Genomic DNA, 15086 nt, shown 5'->3' on the forward strand with positions numbered 1-15086 from the left:
GCGAGGCTGATCAAAACCCATGGCAAACATTCTGGTGGTCGACGACGAACTGGGCATCCGTGACCTGTTGTCGGAAATTCTGAACGATGAAGGGCACAGCGTGGACCTCGCAGAGAACGCCACGCAGGCCCGTGCCGCCCGTGCCGCCAATGCGTACGACCTCGTGCTCCTCGATATCTGGATGCCCGATACCGATGGCGTCTCGCTCCTCAAGGAATGGGCCATGGCCGGCACGCTGACCATGCCCGTCATCATGATGAGCGGCCACGCCACCATCGACACCGCGGTCGAAGCCACCCGCATCGGCGCCTTCTCCTTCCTGGAAAAGCCCATCACGATGCAGAAGCTGCTCAAGGCGGTCGAACAGGGACTGGCGCGCAGCGCCGCCCAGCCGGCGGCATCGGCGGCCGCCACCACGGCAGTCGCCACGCCCCCACCCGCTACTGCCGCGACCCCTGCCGCCCCCGATACCCAGGGCGCTCCGGTGGCGGCCTTGCCCGTGGTGACCAAAGACCCCGGCCCGCATGCGCACCAGGGCTTCGATCTGGACCGGCCGCTGCGTGAAGCCCGCGACGGGTTCGAGAAGGCGTACTTCGAATTCCACTTGGCGCGCGAAGGCGGCTCCATGACGCGCGTGGCCGAAAAAACGGGCCTGGAGCGCACCCACCTGTACCGCAAGCTGCGCCAGCTCGGGGTGGACTTGGGCCGCGGCAAACGCAATTAAGTCGTCAGAGTTTCAGAACGCCTCTTTTTTTCTGGTTATAATTTGAGGCTTAGGCCCGGTAGCTCAGTCGGTAGAGCAGAGGATTGAAAATCCTTGTGTCGGTGGTTCGATTCCGCCCCAGGCCACCAGTCATTAAAGCCCTTGGTTCTTGCGAACCAAGGGCTTTATGCTTTGGGCGGGTCTTTACGCTGTCGTTCTGGGTCGGCTTGCTATTGCGCCACCACTGCAATCCCGCAATCCCAAGCATCCCGCCGATTCAAGCCGCACTCGACCGCCGCGCCACCCAGTACGTGGCCCCATCCGGGCCGTAACGCTCCTCGTGCGGTTCCAACCGATCCAGTTCGAACGTATCACCAGGCACCAGATGGCGCGTGGTGCCCGACTGCGTCAGCCACATCTCGCCCGCCACCACCAAGGCACTCGCATGAAAATCGTGCCGATGCTCCTGCACGATTTGCTGCGGGGCCCAGGTGCGAACGAGTGCTTGCTCGTAGCCTTTCGCCAGCGCCTCGCGCTCGAAGTCTTCGAAGGTCGCGGGAATGGGGGCATGTGGCTCGGCCATGGCTCAGCTTTTCAGGAATTCGATCAACGCGGCATTGAATTCCTGCGCATGCGACAGGTTGAATCCATGCGGCGCCCCGACGATGACCTTGAGTACGCTGCCAGGAATCGCCTTGTGGGTGCGGGCTCCGCTCACTTCCAGCGGCACGATGGCGTCGGCATCGCCGTGGAGGACCAGCGTTGGAACCTTCACGCTTTTCAGGTCTTCGCGGAAGTCGGTTTTGCCGAAGGCTTCGATGCAGTCGAGCGTGCCCTTGGGCGATGCCATGGCGGCGATGTCGCGGGCGTACTGGCGCTGTTCCTCGCTGACTTTGAGCTTGCCGTCCACGCTGAAGAAGTTGTGCGTGAAGTTTTCCAGGAACGCCATCCGGTCTTGTTTGACGCCTTCCTGGAATTGCGCAATCGTCGCGTCGTCCAGTCCGCCCTCCGGGTTGTCGGCGCTCTTGTAGAGGTAGGGCGGAACGGCGCCCGCGAAGACCAGCTTGGCCACGCGCTGGCTGCCGTATTTCGCGATGTACCGCGCGAGTTCGCCGCCGCCCATCGAGAAGCCGACCAGCGTGGCGCCCGTGAGATCGAGCCCGGTCATCAGCGCATCGAGGTCTTTCGCGAAGGTGTCGTAGTCGTAGCCCTCCCAGGGTTGCGACGATGCGCCGAAGCCGCGGCGGTCATAGGCGATCACGCGGTAGCCCGCTTCGACCAGGGCTGGGATCTGGGCTTCCCACGAGCGTCCGCTCAGGGGCCAGCCATGGATGAGCACGACGGGGGCGCCCTGCCCGTAATCTTCGTAGTGGATCTCGACGGGATGGCGGGCGCTGGATTCGGTTTGGAGCTTGGGCATGGGGGTGCGGACCTCGGCAGTGGGTGGATGTGAACGGGGGATGGGTGAAGGAATTCCATTGGGTCCAGAATTTCAAATCACGTCAATCAGACCTGTCCTACTCAGCCGCTGGCGCATTCAGTCCAGCTCGCAGGGTGGGCTGCAACGCAATCACCTTCGCGAGCACGGTGCCTGCGGTGGCGGCGCGGCATTACGCTGGCGGTGTGCCCTCGTACACCTGCAGCCCGCTGGCCTGCTGCTTGGCGCTGTACATGGCGAGGTCGGCGCAATGCAGCACCTGGGCGGCCACGGTCGAATTCTCGGGCGAGCGCGCGATGCCGATGCTGGCCCCGACGTTCACCCACTGGTCCGGCCGCACCTGGATGGGCTGCCGGATGGCGTTGACGATGGCGGCGGCGGCCTCCTGCACGCGCTGCAGGTCCTGCGAGCGCATCAGGATGGCGAATTCGTCTCCGCCCAGGCGCGCCAGCGTGTCCGACGAGCGCACGTGCTTCTTGGTTCGCAGCGCCACTTCCTTCAAGACGGCGTCCCCCGCTTCGTGGCCGTAGTTGTCGTTGATGGCCTTGAACTTGTCGAGATCCATCAGCAAGATCGCGTATCCGGTGTTCAGGGCCTGCTGGTTCTGCTCGGCGTTCTCCAGGTTGATCTCGAAAAGCCGCCGGTTGGCCAGATGGGTCAGCGCATCGCGGTGCGCCACGTTCTCGAGCGGCACGACCACCCGGTTGGTGATGAGGTTCGCGGCCAGGATGGAGAGGAACGAACTGAACAGGATGCTGGCGGCGAACAGCCCTTCCAGCCGCAGGAAAGGCGAGAAGACTGGTGCGAACGGCTTGGCCACCACCGCGATGACGTTGGAGCCTTGCAGCCCCCCCAGGTTGATGACCTTGGCCCGGTACTGCGCACCGTCCGTGCCTTCCGCCGAAAAGTTCTCGGACGACTGCGTGTGTTCGTGGATGCTCCGGTTGAGCACGATGCCGGGCAGGGTCGAGGTATGGATGACGAAATCGCCTTCGCTTTCCTGCGACAGGAACGCCATCTTCAACTGCGTCATCTTGGTGAACTGCTCCACCGCCGTGGTGTTGACGCGGTAGCCCAGGAAGATGTTCATGATGGGCATGGGGGCGCTGATGGTGGCCTTGACCCAGTTGTAGAGCACGGGCGTGTGCTCGCCTGCGGCCAGCGGGCCGATGCTGCGGCCGGTTTCGCTGATCTCGGTCGCCAGGGCCTCCAGCGTGGCGTCCAGATCCACGTCACGCTCGTTCAGCAACTGGGTCGCGGAGGCGCGGGCCACGATCTTGTGGTTGAGGTCCATGAGCACGATCAGCTCGGCCCCCGTGCGGGCCAACTGGCTGGCCAGTGCCGACTCGATGGTCGCGCGGTTGCCGTTGGCGATGGTGTGCTGCAGCCCGTAGTCTTTCGTGACCAGCAGCGAGGTCTGCTGCCGGTTGTCCTTGCGCGTGGCGGCCGTGTACAGGAAGGTCTGCGCTCCGCCTTCCAGCGCGGAGTCCACGCTTTCCAGCGCGATGTTGCGGTTGGCGAAGTGCAGGAAGACGAATGCCACCACCTGGAAGATGATCAGCGCCGGAACCAGCAGCATCAGGAGCTTTCTGGTGGAAGCGTTCGCCAGCGTCTTCTTCATGGATGCAAGCCCCCTCCTGAAATTATGGAATGGAAGGCCGGACCGTGGACGGTCGCTGGCCTTGGATTCTTGTCGTGCGCCTCTCCGCGCCGAGCCTGGCCCCCTGCAGCGGGGTCCTGTTCGGCAGGGGCAGGCATTCGCCTTGCGTCCTTTCTCCGTGCCTCTTTCTGCGCACTTGCATCCGTGCCGCCGCCATGGCTTTCAGCGGGGCCGGGTGATCCGTAGCCAGTATAGGGTGGCGCCCCGCGATTGGGGCAGGGGTTGCCCAGGGATCGGCGCCATGGACCACGCGATGGCCTTCCCTCGGCACAGCACTCCTTTCGCATAAAGTGTCTGCATGAGCGACTCACCTTTCTACACCCGTTCGCTGAACCTGCTGGGCGCCACCAATTTCCGCGACCTGGGCGGTTACCCGGGCGAGCAGGGGCGGCCCGTGCGCTGGCGCCGCCTGTTCCGCTCCGACCACCTGGCCGCGCTGACGCCCGAAGACGCGCAGGCGCTGTCGGCGCTGGGGCTGGCGCGCGCCGTGGATTTCCGGGGGGAGCATGAGCGGGCCACGCTGGCCTACGTGCTGCCCGACGTGGCCTACTACCCGCTGTCCATCGAGCCGACGGTGGTGCAGCGTGCCAAGGAGATGGCGCTGTCGGGCCACACGCTCACGCCCGAGATCGCGATGGATCTGATGCGCGACACCTACCGCGCGTTCGTCGCGCACAACACGCGCGAGTTCGCCACGCTGTTCGAGCACCTGCTGGATAACGACACGCCGCTGGTCTTTCACTGCACCGCGGGCAAGGACCGGACGGGCTTCGCGGCGGCGCTCATCCTGCTGGCGCTGGGCGTATCGCGCGAGGTGGTGATGCAGGACTACCTGCTCACCAACGGGTTCTATCGACGGCCCGCGCAGGTGAACGGGGCCGCGCCGGAGGCGGTGCTGAACGTGCTGTGGCGCGTGCAGCAGGACTTTCTCGAAGCGGCGCTGCAGGCCGTGGAGACGGACCATGGCGGCGTGCTGCGCTACCTGGAGCAGCGGCTGGGCGTGGGCCCCGGCGAGCGCAAGCGCCTGGCGCAGTGGTATCTGGAGCCCTGATGGGAGCGCGGTGCACATGAAAAAAGCCGGCACAGGTGCCGGCTTTTTTTGTTGGGCTGGCGGTGCCGCCAAGGCACCGCGGAGCGCACCGGTCGATCAGACCGTGGCGTCCTTGAGCTTCTTCAGCGCGCGGGTCTTGATCTTGACCAAGGCGGGCTTGGCGGGGAACCAGCGCTCGGCACCCGTGAACGGGTCCTTGCCGAAGCGCTTCTTCTTGGCGGGCACTTGCTGCAGGCCGATCTTCATCAGGCCGGGCAGCGTGAATTCGCCGGAGCCCTTCTTGTGCACCGAAGCCAGGATGGCCGATTCCAGTGCTGCGAGCACGGCCTTGGCGGCCTTGGGCTCGACGCCGGCCTGCTGCGCCAGGTGGGCGATCAGCGAGGTCTTCGTGAACACTTCCTTCAGCGGCTTGAGCGCGGCGGGCGCGGCCTTGGCGGCGACGGGGGCCTTGGCCTTGGGGGCTGCGACCTTCTTCACGGGAGCGGCCTTCTTGGCCGGTGCTGCGACCTTCTTGGCTACGGGGGCTGCAGCCTTCTTGGCTGCGGGAGCGGCCTTCTTTGCAGGCGCGGTGGTTTTCTTTGCAGTTGCCATGGTGTTGGTATTTCTCGGAAAAAAGTGGTGAACATTCCAGCATGCTGGTCGCCGGATTCTAGGGGGTTTGCATCGGCGGGCGCGGGCCGCACGCGGATTGCACGCTGCAAGCGGCATGGATGCTGGGTTCGAAGGCCCCGAGGCGCGCGCAGAAAGCGGTGCCGGCGAGGTGCCCTGGCGATGCCGGGCGATGCCCGCGGCGTTGGCCCCGCGGGGCAATCGCGTTAAGCTGTCCCATCCCCCACCGGCGCCATGCAGCGCATCGCAAAGGAATGGCCATGAGCGACACATCCCCCTTCGGTTTCGGCAGGTTCGTGCCGGGCTTCGACTTCCTCCAGAACCTGGCCAAAGGCGCGCCGGGCGGCGTGCCGCAGATGCCCAGCCTGTCGAGCTGGGTGGCCCCGACGATCAGCGTGGAAGAGCTGGAAAAACGCATCGATGAATTGAAGGCCGTGCAGTTCTGGCTGGAGCAAAATTCGCGCGCCTTGAGCGCCACGGTGCAGGCGCTGGAGGTGCAGAAGATGACCCTCGCCACGCTCAAAGGCATGAACGTGGCGATGGGCGATCTGGCCGGTGCCTTCGCGCCCAAACCATCGCCTGCGGCGCCCGCCCCCGAGCCCGCGCGTGCCAGCCCCGCCCCCTACCGAGAGCCCCAGCGCGAGCCACCGGCCGAGCCGCCCGCTTCCGAGCCCGCGGCCGAAGAAGACGCCGCCAGCGACCCCGCGGCCACGGGTGCCGCGTCCTCCGCGCTGCCCGGCGTCGTGGACCCGATGCAGTGGTGGGGCGCGCTGACCAGCCAGTTCCAGCAGATCGCGGCCCAGGCGATGGGCGATGCGTCGCACCAGGCCGCGGTGGAGGCCACGCGCGGTGCGGCGGCCGAGGCCTTCAAGACCGCCACCGACATGGCCACGCAACTGGCCGCCCAGGGGCTGCAGGGCGTGCAGGAAGCCACGCGCATGGCCCAGGCGCCGCAGGATGCCAAGGCGCCCACCGCCCGCAGCCGCAAGCCGGCCGCGGCCCCTGCTGCAGCCCGCACGGCAGCCCCGCGCACCCGGCCGGCCGCTGCGCCGAAAAAGGCCGCTGCCAGGAAGCCCGTGGGGGCTCCCCCTTCCACGGCGCGGCGCGCTGCCGCGCCGGCCGCGGCCAAGTCCGCCGCACCGCGCAAGCGGACGGGCCCGTGACCGCATCCCCCTGCACTTTCCTTTCCGACATGGCCGCCCGCGCAGCGGGCCGCCGCGACCTTTGCCTCCGACCATGAAACTCTTTCCCAACGGCCACGCCACCCATCCCCAGTGGCGCATGGCGGCCGCGCTGGTGCTGGCGCAACTGCGCGCGCAGATGGCGCTGCCGCAGTACGCCAGCGCGCCCACCCTGGGGGTGCTCTACATCACCGACCACTATGCGGACGAGGCGCAGGCCCTGCTCGACTTCGTGTCGGCCGAACTGCCCGAGGTGACCGACTGGAGCGGCACCGTGGGCGTGGGCGTGGCGGCCAACAACGCCGAATACTTCGACGAGCCGGCACTGTCCGTCATGCTGCTGGACCTGCGGTCCGACCAGTACCGCGTGTTCTCCGGCGTGGCGCCGCTGGCGCGCAATGCGGCCAGCGGGTTCGTCGCGCACACGGCGCTTGTGCACGCGGACGGCCGCACGCCCGACCTGGCCGAGTTGATTGATGAAATGGCCGACCGCACGGCCACCGGCTACCTGTTCGGCGGCTTGTCGGCCAGCCGCAACGCGAGCGTGCAGTTCGCCGTGGGCGGCAACGGCAACATCGCGGGGCAGGGCGGCGCGCGCGGCGTGTTCGACGGCGGACTGTCGGGCGTGGCCTTCAGCGAGGGCGTGAGCCTGCTGTCGCGCGTCACGCAGGGTTGCCAGCCCGTGGGGCCGCTTTGCACCATCACCGAGGCGCAGGACAACGTGGTGCTGGCGCTCGATGGCCAGCCGGCCCTGGATGCGCTGCTGGACACGCTGCACATCTCGCTCGACGGCGACCCGCAGCCCGCGCTGCGCGAAGTGCGGGCCACGCTCGCGGGCCTGGTGGATGCCGGCGTGCAGCCGCTCGGCCGGGCGGGGCATTTCGGTACCGATACCCGGGTGCGCCACATCGTGGGGCTCGACGCCACGCGACGCGGCGTGGCCCTGGCCGATCAGGTGGAGGAGGGCATGCGGCTGGCGTTCTGCCAGCGCAACGTGGCGGCGGCGCGCGCCGACCTGATGCGTATCTGCGCGGAGATCCGCGAGGAACTCACGCCCGAGGAGACCGAGACCCTGCCCGCGCCGCCGGCCGACAGCGAACGCCGCGCACTGGCGCAGGCCCTGGGCGGCAGTGCCGAGGGGGCCACGAGAGCGCCGGTGCAGCGGCACATCGTGGGCGCGATCTACGTGAGTTGCTCCGGCCGCGGCGGCCCGCATTTCGGCGGGCCGAGCGCGGAGCTGCAGATCGTGCGCCATGCGCTGGGCGACGTGCCGCTGGTGGGGTTCTTCGCCGGCGGCGAGATCGCCCACCACCGGCTGTACGGCTACACCGGCGTGCTCACGGTCTTCACCAGCGAGCACGCGCCGGCCTGAGCCCGGCGACTGCGGGAGGCCCCGAGCCGGCATGCCCGCAGGCCGTGCGCCCCTTCCCGGGGTGGCCCAACGGGGGTTTAAGCCTTTTTGGCCTCACGCCCTAGAAAATCATGCAGCGACAGCTATGAAAATAATAGCAATGGACCTCAGGTCACCGGCAGGAGCGCGGGTGCGGCGGTGCGCGGCATGCCGGTGAAGGCGAAGTCCACTTCCGGCGCCAGCCCGCTCACAATGCGGGCGATGGAGCGGCCCGAGCCGCAGGCGTGCGTCCAGCCCAGCGTGCCGTGGCCCGTGTTGAGGAACAGGTTGCCGATCTTCGTCTTGCCGATCAGCGGCACGTTGCTGGGCGTGGCAGGGCGCAGCCCGGTCCAGAACTGGGCCTGGCGTGTGTCGCCCGCGCCGGGAAAGAGTTCTTCCACGCGGCGCACGATGGCTTCGCAGCGCACGGGGTTCAAGTCGCGCTGGTAGCCGTTGAGTTCCGCCGTGCCGGCGATGCGCAGGCGGTCGCCGCGCTCGCTGGTGTAGCGCGAGAAGACGAGCTTGAATTCATCGTCCGTCAGGCTCACCTCGTAGGCCGCCGAGGCATCGCGCACGGGCATCGTGACCGAATAGCCCTTGGCCGGGTAGATGGGCAGGCGCAGGCCCAGCGGCTCGGCCAGCAGCGGGCTGAACGAGCCCATGGCCAGCACGTAGGCATCGCCCCGCACGCGTTCGAAGCGGCCTTCCGCGTTGGTGATCTCGGCATGGTCGATGGCGCCGCCCGCCGTGCGCAGCGCCGTGATGTGGCAGCCGGTACGGAACTGCACGCCCGCCGCCTGCGCCAGCCGGGCCAGCTCGCGCGTGAAGGTGTTGGCGTCGCCCGATTCGTCCTCAGCCGTGTAGGTGGCGCCGGCCAGTTGCGGGCGGATGTGGGCGAGCGCGGGCTCCAGCCGCACGGCCTCGTCGGCGCTGACCACGCGGCGCTCGCAGCCCAGGGCGCGCATCTGCTCGGCGGGAGCGAGCGCGGCATCGAACTCCCGGGCGCTCGTGTAGAAGTGCAGGATGCCCTGCGTGCGCTGGTCGTACTGGAGGCCCGTATCGCGGCGCAGCTGCTGCAGCGTGTCGCGGCTGTAGGTGCCCAGGCGCACGATCTGCTCGATGTTGTGCCGCGTGCGGGCCGGCGTGCATTCGCGCAGGAACTGCAGGCCCCACAGCCACTGGCGCATGTCGGCGCGCAGGCGAAAGAGCAGGGGGGCGTCTTCGCGGCCCAGCCATTTCAGCACCTTGAACGGCGCGCCGGGGTTGGCCCAGGGCTCGGCATGGCTTACCGAGATCTGCCCGCCGTTGGCGAAGCTGGTTTCCGCACCGGGCACGCCCTGGCGGTCGATGACGGTCACTTCGTGGCCGAGTTGTTGCAGGAAATAGGCGGAGGTGGTGCCGAGCAGGCCGGCACCGAGAACGATCACGCGCATGATTCACAAGCCTTTTGGAAGGTTTGCGCAAGCAGATCGCCGGCGTGGTGCTATTGAATCGATAGCGTGCAGCCGACGGCGATCTGCTGTGCTGCCGCTCCCCCTGTCCTTGGTACCTGAGAGATTCACCCTGCGCCAACACGGCGAGGGGCTTGCTCCTTCGGTGCGCCATGGCATGCATGGCGGCTCTCCAGACGGCTTTGATGGTGGTGCAGTACGGGACCTGAGCGTGTATGGGAGTTTGCGCCTTCGGTGGAGCGGCCCGGGGGCCGTTCGCTCTCCTGCGGGGTGCATCGTAGCAGCGAAGCCGCGCCGCGCAAACCCGGTGCGCGGCGAAGGGGCGGGCCGTGCGGTCAGTCGATGCGGATCCGGGCGTCCTTCACCACCTGGGCCCACTTGGCGCGGTCGGTGTGGACGGTCTGGCGAAACTGCGCGGGCGTCTCGATGCGCACGGCGTTGCCCTGCGATTCGAAGCGCTCGCGCACCTCGGGCTGCTCCAGCACCTGGCGCAGGGCGGTGTTGAGTTTCTGCACCACGGCGGCGTCCGTTCCCTTGGGCGCGAAGAGGCCGAACCAGATCGAGCTGTCGAAGCCCTGCGTGCCCGGCAGGCCGCTGGAGGCGATGGTGGGCACCTCCTTGACGGCGGCCACGGGCTTGGCGGTGGTCACGCCCAGCAGGCGCACCTTGCCGGCCTTGTAGTGCGGCAGCACGGTCTGCACCTGGTTCATGATGCAGCAGGTCTCGCCGCGCACCACCGACGTGATGGCTTCGGGGCCGCCCTTGTAGGGCACGTGGACCATGTCCAGGCCCAGGCGCGCATTGAATTCGGCGAACGCCATGTGCGTGCCGGCGCCGTTGCCGGTGGAGGCGTAGTTGTATTGGCCGGGGTGGGCCTTCACCAGCGCGACGAACTCCTGGAGCGTCTTCGCGTCGATGACGTCGGGGTTGATGGTGAGCACGTTCGACACGTCGATCAGCGGGCCCACCGGGACGAAGTCGTTCTCCACGTCGAAGGGCAGCTTCGGGTAGAGCGCGGCGTTGCTGCCATGCGTGGCGGCGGTGCCGAAGGCCAGCGTGTAGCCGTCGGGCCGGGCGCGGGCCACGAACTCGCTAGCGATGTTGCCGGCCGCGCCCGATTTGTAGTCGATGACGATGGGCTGCCCGAGCTTCTGGCTCAGGGGCTCCTGCACCGCGCGGGCCACGACGTCGATGCCCGAGCCCGCCGGAAAGCCCAGGATCAGGGTGATGGGTTGCCGGGGCCAGCCGGCCGCTTCGGCGTGGGCGGCGAAGCTGAAGGTGGTGGCCGCGGCGCAGGCCAGGGCGGCGGCGATGCGGCGGATGGCGCGGTGGGTGATGGGAAAGCGGAGCGGCATGGCAGAGGGGCGCTGAACGCGGGGTGAGAACCGATGCGCCATTGTGGGCAAGCGTTCATGCGCCGCGCGCCATATGCATATGGGCCGGGGGCGCGCCGCCGCCATGGGGGGAACGCGGCGGGCACGGGGCCGCGCGGGCCCCGCGTGGCTCAGTACCGGTTCGGGTTGTCCGGGCGGCGGTCCTGGCGGTTGGGCACGCCGTCGCCGTCGCGGTCCCAGCCGCCGCGGCGCATCTCCCAGCGGCCGTCGTGCTGCACCCAGGCCGGCTGGCGGTAGACATAGCCGGGGCGGGCGCGGACCCAGTGGCCGGCCACCCAGACATGGCGATGGCCGCGCCATTCCCAATGGCCCGTCTCCCACACCATGCCGCGGCGCGGGGGCGGCACGGCTTCCCGGCGGGGCGGGGGCGGTGCCTGGTACTGCACCATCACGGGCCCGGGCTGCTGGTACACCGGTCCGCCAGACTGCACGATCACGGTGGCACTGGTGGCTGCCCGTGCCACGGTGGTGACGGAGCCCATCGCGGCGAGGGCCAGCGTGGCGGCGGTGAGGGCAATGGTCTTGCGGGTCATGACGATCTCCTTTGGAAAAGCGCTGTGTGTTTTTTTCAGCACCTCCATCGTGATCCTCCAACGTCAAGCCGGTGTCGCCGCGGCGCGAAGTGTTGTGACCGGGTGTTTCCGGCCGGGAGGGTCGGTGGGCTATGCCCTGAAGGTCAAAAACTCAGCGGCTGGCAGAGCGTTGCGCCATCCATATCGGCTTGCGCCTTTGCGTTCCATGGGGCCGGGCGGCTCGGGTCTTGCGAGGGACTCCATCCCCGGAAACTTGGCGGTGCTGAAACCCGTGTAGTCATCCATGGATTTTCCTGACCCAACGCATGCCGTGGTTCTCCCGGTCGCAGACGTCATTGCACTTCCTTTATCAACCAATAAACCGCCTTGATCGTCTGCAGTGCGATGGTCTGGTTTTCTGCCAACACGTTCTCGAGTGGCAGGACATTCGATACCGACACGCCGGGAACGATGGTGATGGGCACGCCGTTGGTGTCGGTGGACAGCGGCAAGGGTTCTGGCACCAGGATGAAACTGCGCCGCAACAACGACACGGCCATTCCCAGCGCAAGCAATGCCACCACCGCGATCACCGCCACGATCGCCTTGATCGGAGGGATCGGGATCTTCTTGATCAGGCTGGCGATGAACGAAACGGCGATCAGGCAATCGAGGGCCAGCGGTGAATTCAGCACCCTCACCATTTGCGTCTGCACCAGTTCACCGGGCTGCTGCATGAACTCCACCGCATAGGTCTTTCCTCGGACACCGACTGGAACCGCCAGACGGCGCATGGACAAGGTGTTGTCCGTGGCCTCGTAATTCACACGGCTCAGTCCGGGGGACAGTGCCACGGGCGGCGAAAGGTTCAACCAGTCGCCTGCGCTGTCAGGCAATTGGATGTCGCCTGGGTCGGCTTGAACCAGAATGAAATCGCCTGCATAGCCGTCCAGCCCCATGCCGGAGGGATATTGGCGATATGCCTGCGGAAATGCCACCACCACCACCTGTGCCGGCAAAGGCCGCCATGGGGTTTCGCGACGTGGCATGCAGGTGACCCTATTCAGGGCTGCCCGCCACCGTGGTGGCTTCGTAGGCGTTCAGTCCCCGGATGATGGCGCTGGCGCTCAGGGCCAACGATCCGAAGATGAGTGGGGAGGAATCGCTTTCCAGCACCTCGACCATCAGGGTGTAAGAGGCTTCGGCGCTGGGCAGCGCGACGGCATTGAGCGCCGCCACGGCCGACAGGGGAGCGTCCACGATGGCGCCGCTGGCTGCCATGTCACTGCTCCGGCGCTGGCGGCAGTTTGTACAGCTGGCGAATGTAGTCCAGCACCTTGTTGTTCTCCTCGGTGATGACCCGCATCTGTTCATCGGCGTTGCCCTCGACGCCCAGCATCGCGATGTTGGTGGCCACCTTCGTCATGGAGTCGGCGATGCTTTCGACGACCTGGCCCAGTTGTGCCAGCGATTGGGGTTGTTTCATTGCTCAGTGTCTTTGTCTTTGTGTTTCTTCGGAAGGACCGGCGTGAGAGCGGGGTCCGATTCCCAATCGTTTTTTTCAACCGTTCGCATGACGACGGTGGAGTTGACATAGCCGATGCATTGCGAAAACGGCTGAGGGCCGAAAGCCACATCGTGGTCGTCGGTGATGGTGGTCGATGCCAGAACGGACAGCACCCCTGTCAGGCTGCTTCGGACCACGTAGTAGTTGCCGCCCTGCAATGCCGCATCGAATCCGCTTTTCAGCCGGCTCTGGATTTGCTCCATGAGCATGGTGTTGTGCAGTTCCATCGGCGTCGGCTCCCGCGTGGCCTGGTTCATGGGATGGCCGTTCGCACAGGGGCGGTGGTCTGCCGCATCGAGAGGGCGCCAAGGGCGCTCTTCAGGCCGGCAAGGGTCTGCGCCAATTCGTTGTTGGTGAGTACCGTCACCAACGACCGGGCGGTGCAAGGCCCCGGCGCCTGGATGCGTGCCACGGCCGAGGCCACGATCGTGTGGCGAAGGCGGTTCATGGCATCCTGGCGCGCCACCTGGGCTTTGGCGCTCAGGTCGCCACTGACGACCTGGTTGGCATACGCCAGGTTCGACAGTGCCGAAGGCTGCTGCGCGGTCACCCATCCCGACAGAGCGACCGCCGACACGGCGGGGTGCCGAGGCGTGTCGTCGCCCACGCTGTTGATTTCGATGGTTCCCATATTCCCTCCGTTTGAAAGGGGTGGAGCGGCCCGCAGGCAGCCCCACCTTCGTCATCTAGCTTGTCGACGCATTCAGCCGTTCGCCTTGACCTTCACGGTGAAGTAGTTGGGCTGGAGATCGATGAGGATCTCCTCCTTGGCCACTTTTCCGGGGACAAGGATGGTGATACCCGGTGGAACGACCAACTGCCCGGCCGGGTCCACGCGAAGGCCCCTGTCCATCAGCGCCCGGAGCGTTGCTCGGCCAGCCGCACCGCTTCCGCCCGAAGGCGCCGCGAAGGCGTTCACCGCCGCCTTCAGATCGGCGATCGATTGCGCCAACTCGTTGTTGGTCAGAACATCCACCGCAGACCGGGCCTCCATGGGTCCGATGGTGCTGATGGTGTTCGTGGCCTTCGCCACCAGCGGAATACCCAGTTCGCCGATCGCCTGCTGGTTTGCCACGGCGTTCTGCTGTCCCAGGTTGTTGGTCGTGACCACATTCGCGTACGCGAGGTTGGACAGCATCGCCGGCTGCTCTGAAATGGCTTTCAGATTGCCGACGGCGACCGCACTCGTGACTTGTGCATCAATCATGTTTTGTCCTCCGTGTCAGCGCTGAGAGGCCGGGATCAACGACCGCTGAAAGCCTGCAGCGTGGCCTTCATGTCGGCGATGGTCTGCGCCAGTTCGTCGTTGGTCAGGACATCGACGGCCGAGCGGGCCTCCAGCGGACCGATGTTGCTCACCGTGTTGGATGCCTTGGCAACGATGGAGATGCCCAGTTCGTTCATGGCCTGCTGATTGGCCACAGCGTTCTGCTGGGACAGATTGGTATTGGCCACGGTATTGGAATAGGCCAGGTTGGACAGCATCGCGGGCTGTTCCGAGATGGCTTTCAGGTTGCCGATCGCGACAGCGCTCACTACTTCTTCGGGCAGAGTTGCCATGGTGTTTCTCCTTGAGATGGATTGCAGGTTGATAAAAAAGCGGGTTACCTACCGCACCCCGGAATTGGGAGGATGGTTCATTGCATTTGCAAGAAATGCAATGAATGGCATTCGTGAATGAATTATTGTCCCGATGCGTTGCCGGCGGCTTTTTCTTGAATGACTTTCATGAATTCCTGAATGTCTTTGAGTATTCTTTCCATGGAAGGCTCGCCTTGTTTGCCATCGCTTTTCTCGATCATGGTGACGCATTTTGCGGCGGCTGCCATCTGCACTTGATTCATGGCCTGCTGCTGGCTCAAGGCGATTTGCTGCTGCATATTCTGGTTGAATATTTGCTGTGCTAGCGCGAGATTCGCCAAAATGGCAGGCTGCTCGCCAATGGACTTTGCATTGGATATGGCAATTGCCTGAATGACATCGGCGGGGAGTGAGTCGGCCATTTATCTCTCCATAGCTGGCGGGGTTCCGTTTGCCAAATTTGGTTGGTGTGGCGCTATATTAATTCCGGCAAAGAAAAAATGAAGTATCGATACGGTAACTCCTGGCGGCTGTTACCGTAACAGTATT

At 66.1% G+C, this 15086-nt stretch carries 19 protein-coding genes, 1 tRNA gene and 1 riboswitch; of the genes, 5 read left to right on the forward strand and 15 right to left on the reverse strand.

What is annotated here, in order from left to right:
* The first annotated feature begins 19 nt into the window (after window positions 1–19).
* Together M5C96_RS01865 and M5C96_RS01870 are read left to right on the forward strand one after the other, a co-directional pair.
* On the forward strand, window positions 20–724 hold the full coding sequence (locus tag M5C96_RS01865) for a response regulator (protein WP_272566796.1): 705 nt from the start codon (window positions 20–22) through the stop codon (window positions 722–724).
* A gap of 52 nt (window positions 725–776) precedes the next feature.
* Window positions 777–852: transfer RNA gene (locus M5C96_RS01870), tRNA-Phe, on the forward strand.
* A gap of 128 nt (window positions 853–980) precedes the next feature.
* Here M5C96_RS01870 and M5C96_RS01875 read toward each other — a convergent pair.
* The 3 genes from M5C96_RS01875 to M5C96_RS01885 form a co-directional block, all read right to left on the reverse strand.
* Window positions 981–1286 carry a cupin domain-containing protein gene (locus tag M5C96_RS01875; RefSeq protein WP_272566797.1) on the reverse strand — a complete coding sequence of 102 codons (306 nt, stop codon included), beginning with the start codon at window positions 1284–1286 and terminating at the stop codon, window positions 981–983.
* Between the two features lie 3 nt (window positions 1287–1289).
* Complete coding sequence (locus tag M5C96_RS01880) at window positions 1290–2123, reverse strand: alpha/beta fold hydrolase (protein ID WP_272566798.1); 834 nt, start codon at window positions 2121–2123, stop codon at window positions 1290–1292.
* Window positions 2124–2313: 190 nt separating this feature from the next.
* Window positions 2314–3762: a diguanylate cyclase domain-containing protein gene (locus M5C96_RS01885; protein ID WP_272566799.1), complete on the reverse strand. Its 1449-nt coding sequence runs from the start codon at window positions 3760–3762 to the stop codon at window positions 2314–2316.
* A gap of 337 nt (window positions 3763–4099) precedes the next feature.
* Here M5C96_RS01885 and M5C96_RS01890 point away from each other — a divergent pair, with 337 nt between their 5' ends.
* Complete coding sequence (locus M5C96_RS01890; RefSeq protein ID WP_272566800.1) at window positions 4100–4852, forward strand: tyrosine-protein phosphatase; 753 nt, start codon at window positions 4100–4102, stop codon at window positions 4850–4852.
* A 96-nt stretch (window positions 4853–4948) separates the two neighbouring features.
* Here M5C96_RS01890 and M5C96_RS01895 read toward each other — a convergent pair whose 3' ends face one another.
* Entirely contained in the window at window positions 4949–5443 is a 495-nt protein-coding gene (locus M5C96_RS01895; protein WP_272566801.1) for an HU family DNA-binding protein, read from the reverse strand.
* Between the two features lie 278 nt (window positions 5444–5721).
* Here M5C96_RS01895 and M5C96_RS01900 point away from each other — a divergent pair, with 278 nt between their 5' ends.
* Window positions 5722–6624 carry a PhaM family polyhydroxyalkanoate granule multifunctional regulatory protein gene (locus M5C96_RS01900; protein WP_272566802.1) on the forward strand — a complete coding sequence of 301 codons (903 nt, stop codon included), beginning with the start codon at window positions 5722–5724 and terminating at the stop codon, window positions 6622–6624.
* Between the two features lie 73 nt (window positions 6625–6697).
* The gene (locus M5C96_RS01905; protein WP_272566803.1) at window positions 6698–8014 is read left to right on the forward strand and encodes an FIST signal transduction protein; all 1317 of its coding nucleotides are present in this window, start codon (window positions 6698–6700) and stop codon (window positions 8012–8014) included.
* Window positions 8015–8160: 146 nt separating this feature from the next.
* Here M5C96_RS01905 and M5C96_RS01910 read toward each other — a convergent pair whose 3' ends face one another.
* From M5C96_RS01910 to M5C96_RS01960, 11 genes are all read right to left on the reverse strand, one after another.
* Complete coding sequence (locus tag M5C96_RS01910) at window positions 8161–9465, reverse strand: D-amino acid dehydrogenase (RefSeq protein ID WP_272566804.1); 1305 nt, start codon at window positions 9463–9465, stop codon at window positions 8161–8163.
* A gap of 93 nt (window positions 9466–9558) precedes the next feature.
* Window positions 9559–9669, reverse strand: a riboswitch (glycine riboswitch).
* Between the two features lie 149 nt (window positions 9670–9818).
* Complete coding sequence (locus M5C96_RS01915) at window positions 9819–10838, reverse strand: Bug family tripartite tricarboxylate transporter substrate binding protein (protein ID WP_272566805.1); 1020 nt, start codon at window positions 10836–10838, stop codon at window positions 9819–9821.
* Window positions 10839–10987: 149 nt separating this feature from the next.
* Window positions 10988–11410, reverse strand: coding sequence for a YXWGXW repeat-containing protein (locus tag M5C96_RS01920; RefSeq protein WP_272566806.1), 423 nt, complete (start codon window positions 11408–11410; stop codon window positions 10988–10990).
* A gap of 332 nt (window positions 11411–11742) precedes the next feature.
* Window positions 11743–12438 carry a hypothetical protein gene (locus M5C96_RS01925; RefSeq protein WP_272566807.1) on the reverse strand — a complete coding sequence of 232 codons (696 nt, stop codon included), beginning with the start codon at window positions 12436–12438 and terminating at the stop codon, window positions 11743–11745.
* A 10-nt stretch (window positions 12439–12448) separates the two neighbouring features.
* Window positions 12449–12670: a hypothetical protein gene (locus M5C96_RS01930; RefSeq protein WP_272566808.1), complete on the reverse strand. Its 222-nt coding sequence runs from the start codon at window positions 12668–12670 to the stop codon at window positions 12449–12451.
* A gap of 1 nt (window position 12671) precedes the next feature.
* The gene (locus M5C96_RS01935; RefSeq protein ID WP_272566810.1) at window positions 12672–12875 is read right to left on the reverse strand and encodes a Ras family protein; all 204 of its coding nucleotides are present in this window, start codon (window positions 12873–12875) and stop codon (window positions 12672–12674) included.
* The gene (locus tag M5C96_RS01940) at window positions 12872–13213 is read right to left on the reverse strand and encodes a hypothetical protein (RefSeq protein ID WP_272566811.1); all 342 of its coding nucleotides are present in this window, start codon (window positions 13211–13213) and stop codon (window positions 12872–12874) included. The genes M5C96_RS01935 and M5C96_RS01940 overlap by 4 nt, the downstream gene beginning before the upstream one ends.
* Window positions 13210–13587, reverse strand: a complete 378-nt coding sequence (locus M5C96_RS01945) for a hypothetical protein (RefSeq protein WP_272566813.1) — start codon at window positions 13585–13587, stop codon at window positions 13210–13212. Before M5C96_RS01945 ends, M5C96_RS01940 begins: the two co-directional genes overlap by 4 nt.
* Before the next feature lie 72 nt (window positions 13588–13659).
* Window positions 13660–14163 (reverse strand): hypothetical protein, encoded by a 504-nt coding sequence (locus M5C96_RS01950; protein WP_272566814.1) that lies wholly within the window; start codon window positions 14161–14163, stop codon window positions 13660–13662.
* Window positions 14164–14198: 35 nt separating this feature from the next.
* The gene (locus M5C96_RS01955) at window positions 14199–14516 is read right to left on the reverse strand and encodes a R body protein (protein ID WP_272566815.1); all 318 of its coding nucleotides are present in this window, start codon (window positions 14514–14516) and stop codon (window positions 14199–14201) included.
* Window positions 14517–14638: 122 nt separating this feature from the next.
* On the reverse strand, window positions 14639–14959 hold the full coding sequence (locus tag M5C96_RS01960; protein ID WP_272566816.1) for an FAD-binding monooxygenase: 321 nt from the start codon (window positions 14957–14959) through the stop codon (window positions 14639–14641).
* Window positions 14960–15086 lie beyond the last annotated feature (127 nt).

It is taken from the genome of Acidovorax sp. GBBC 1281, from assembly GCF_028473645.1.
Classification (GTDB): Bacteria; Pseudomonadota; Gammaproteobacteria; order Burkholderiales; family Burkholderiaceae_C; genus Paracidovorax.

Bases quoted from the DNA above. Each gene is read 5' to 3' on its own strand.
- M5C96_RS01865 (WP_272566796.1), top strand. From the start codon at position 20: ATGGCAAACATTCTGGTGGTCGACGACGAACTGGGCATCCGTGACCTG.
- M5C96_RS01875 (WP_272566797.1), bottom strand. From the start codon at position 1,286: ATGGCCGAGCCACATGCCCCCATTCCCGCGACCTTCGAAGACTTCGAG.
- M5C96_RS01880 (WP_272566798.1), bottom strand. From the start codon at position 2,123: ATGCCCAAGCTCCAAACCGAATCCAGCGCCCGCCATCCCGTCGAGATC.
- M5C96_RS01885 (WP_272566799.1), bottom strand. From the start codon at position 3,762: ATGAAGAAGACGCTGGCGAACGCTTCCACCAGAAAGCTCCTGATGCTG.
- M5C96_RS01890 (WP_272566800.1), top strand. From the start codon at position 4,100: ATGAGCGACTCACCTTTCTACACCCGTTCGCTGAACCTGCTGGGCGCC.
- M5C96_RS01895 (WP_272566801.1), bottom strand. From the start codon at position 5,443: ATGGCAACTGCAAAGAAAACCACCGCGCCTGCAAAGAAGGCCGCTCCC.
- M5C96_RS01900 (WP_272566802.1), top strand. From the start codon at position 5,722: ATGAGCGACACATCCCCCTTCGGTTTCGGCAGGTTCGTGCCGGGCTTC.
- M5C96_RS01905 (WP_272566803.1), top strand. From the start codon at position 6,698: ATGAAACTCTTTCCCAACGGCCACGCCACCCATCCCCAGTGGCGCATG.
- M5C96_RS01910 (WP_272566804.1), bottom strand. From the start codon at position 9,465: ATGCGCGTGATCGTTCTCGGTGCCGGCCTGCTCGGCACCACCTCCGCC.
- M5C96_RS01915 (WP_272566805.1), bottom strand. From the start codon at position 10,838: ATGCCGCTCCGCTTTCCCATCACCCACCGCGCCATCCGCCGCATCGCC.
- M5C96_RS01920 (WP_272566806.1), bottom strand. From the start codon at position 11,410: ATGACCCGCAAGACCATTGCCCTCACCGCCGCCACGCTGGCCCTCGCC.
- M5C96_RS01925 (WP_272566807.1), bottom strand. From the start codon at position 12,438: ATGCCACGTCGCGAAACCCCATGGCGGCCTTTGCCGGCACAGGTGGTG.
- M5C96_RS01930 (WP_272566808.1), bottom strand. From the start codon at position 12,670: ATGGCAGCCAGCGGCGCCATCGTGGACGCTCCCCTGTCGGCCGTGGCG.
- M5C96_RS01935 (WP_272566810.1), bottom strand. From the start codon at position 12,875: ATGAAACAACCCCAATCGCTGGCACAACTGGGCCAGGTCGTCGAAAGC.
- M5C96_RS01940 (WP_272566811.1), bottom strand. From the start codon at position 13,213: ATGAACCAGGCCACGCGGGAGCCGACGCCGATGGAACTGCACAACACC.
- M5C96_RS01945 (WP_272566813.1), bottom strand. From the start codon at position 13,587: ATGGGAACCATCGAAATCAACAGCGTGGGCGACGACACGCCTCGGCAC.
- M5C96_RS01950 (WP_272566814.1), bottom strand. From the start codon at position 14,163: ATGATTGATGCACAAGTCACGAGTGCGGTCGCCGTCGGCAATCTGAAA.
- M5C96_RS01955 (WP_272566815.1), bottom strand. From the start codon at position 14,516: ATGGCAACTCTGCCCGAAGAAGTAGTGAGCGCTGTCGCGATCGGCAAC.
- M5C96_RS01960 (WP_272566816.1), bottom strand. From the start codon at position 14,959: ATGGCCGACTCACTCCCCGCCGATGTCATTCAGGCAATTGCCATATCC.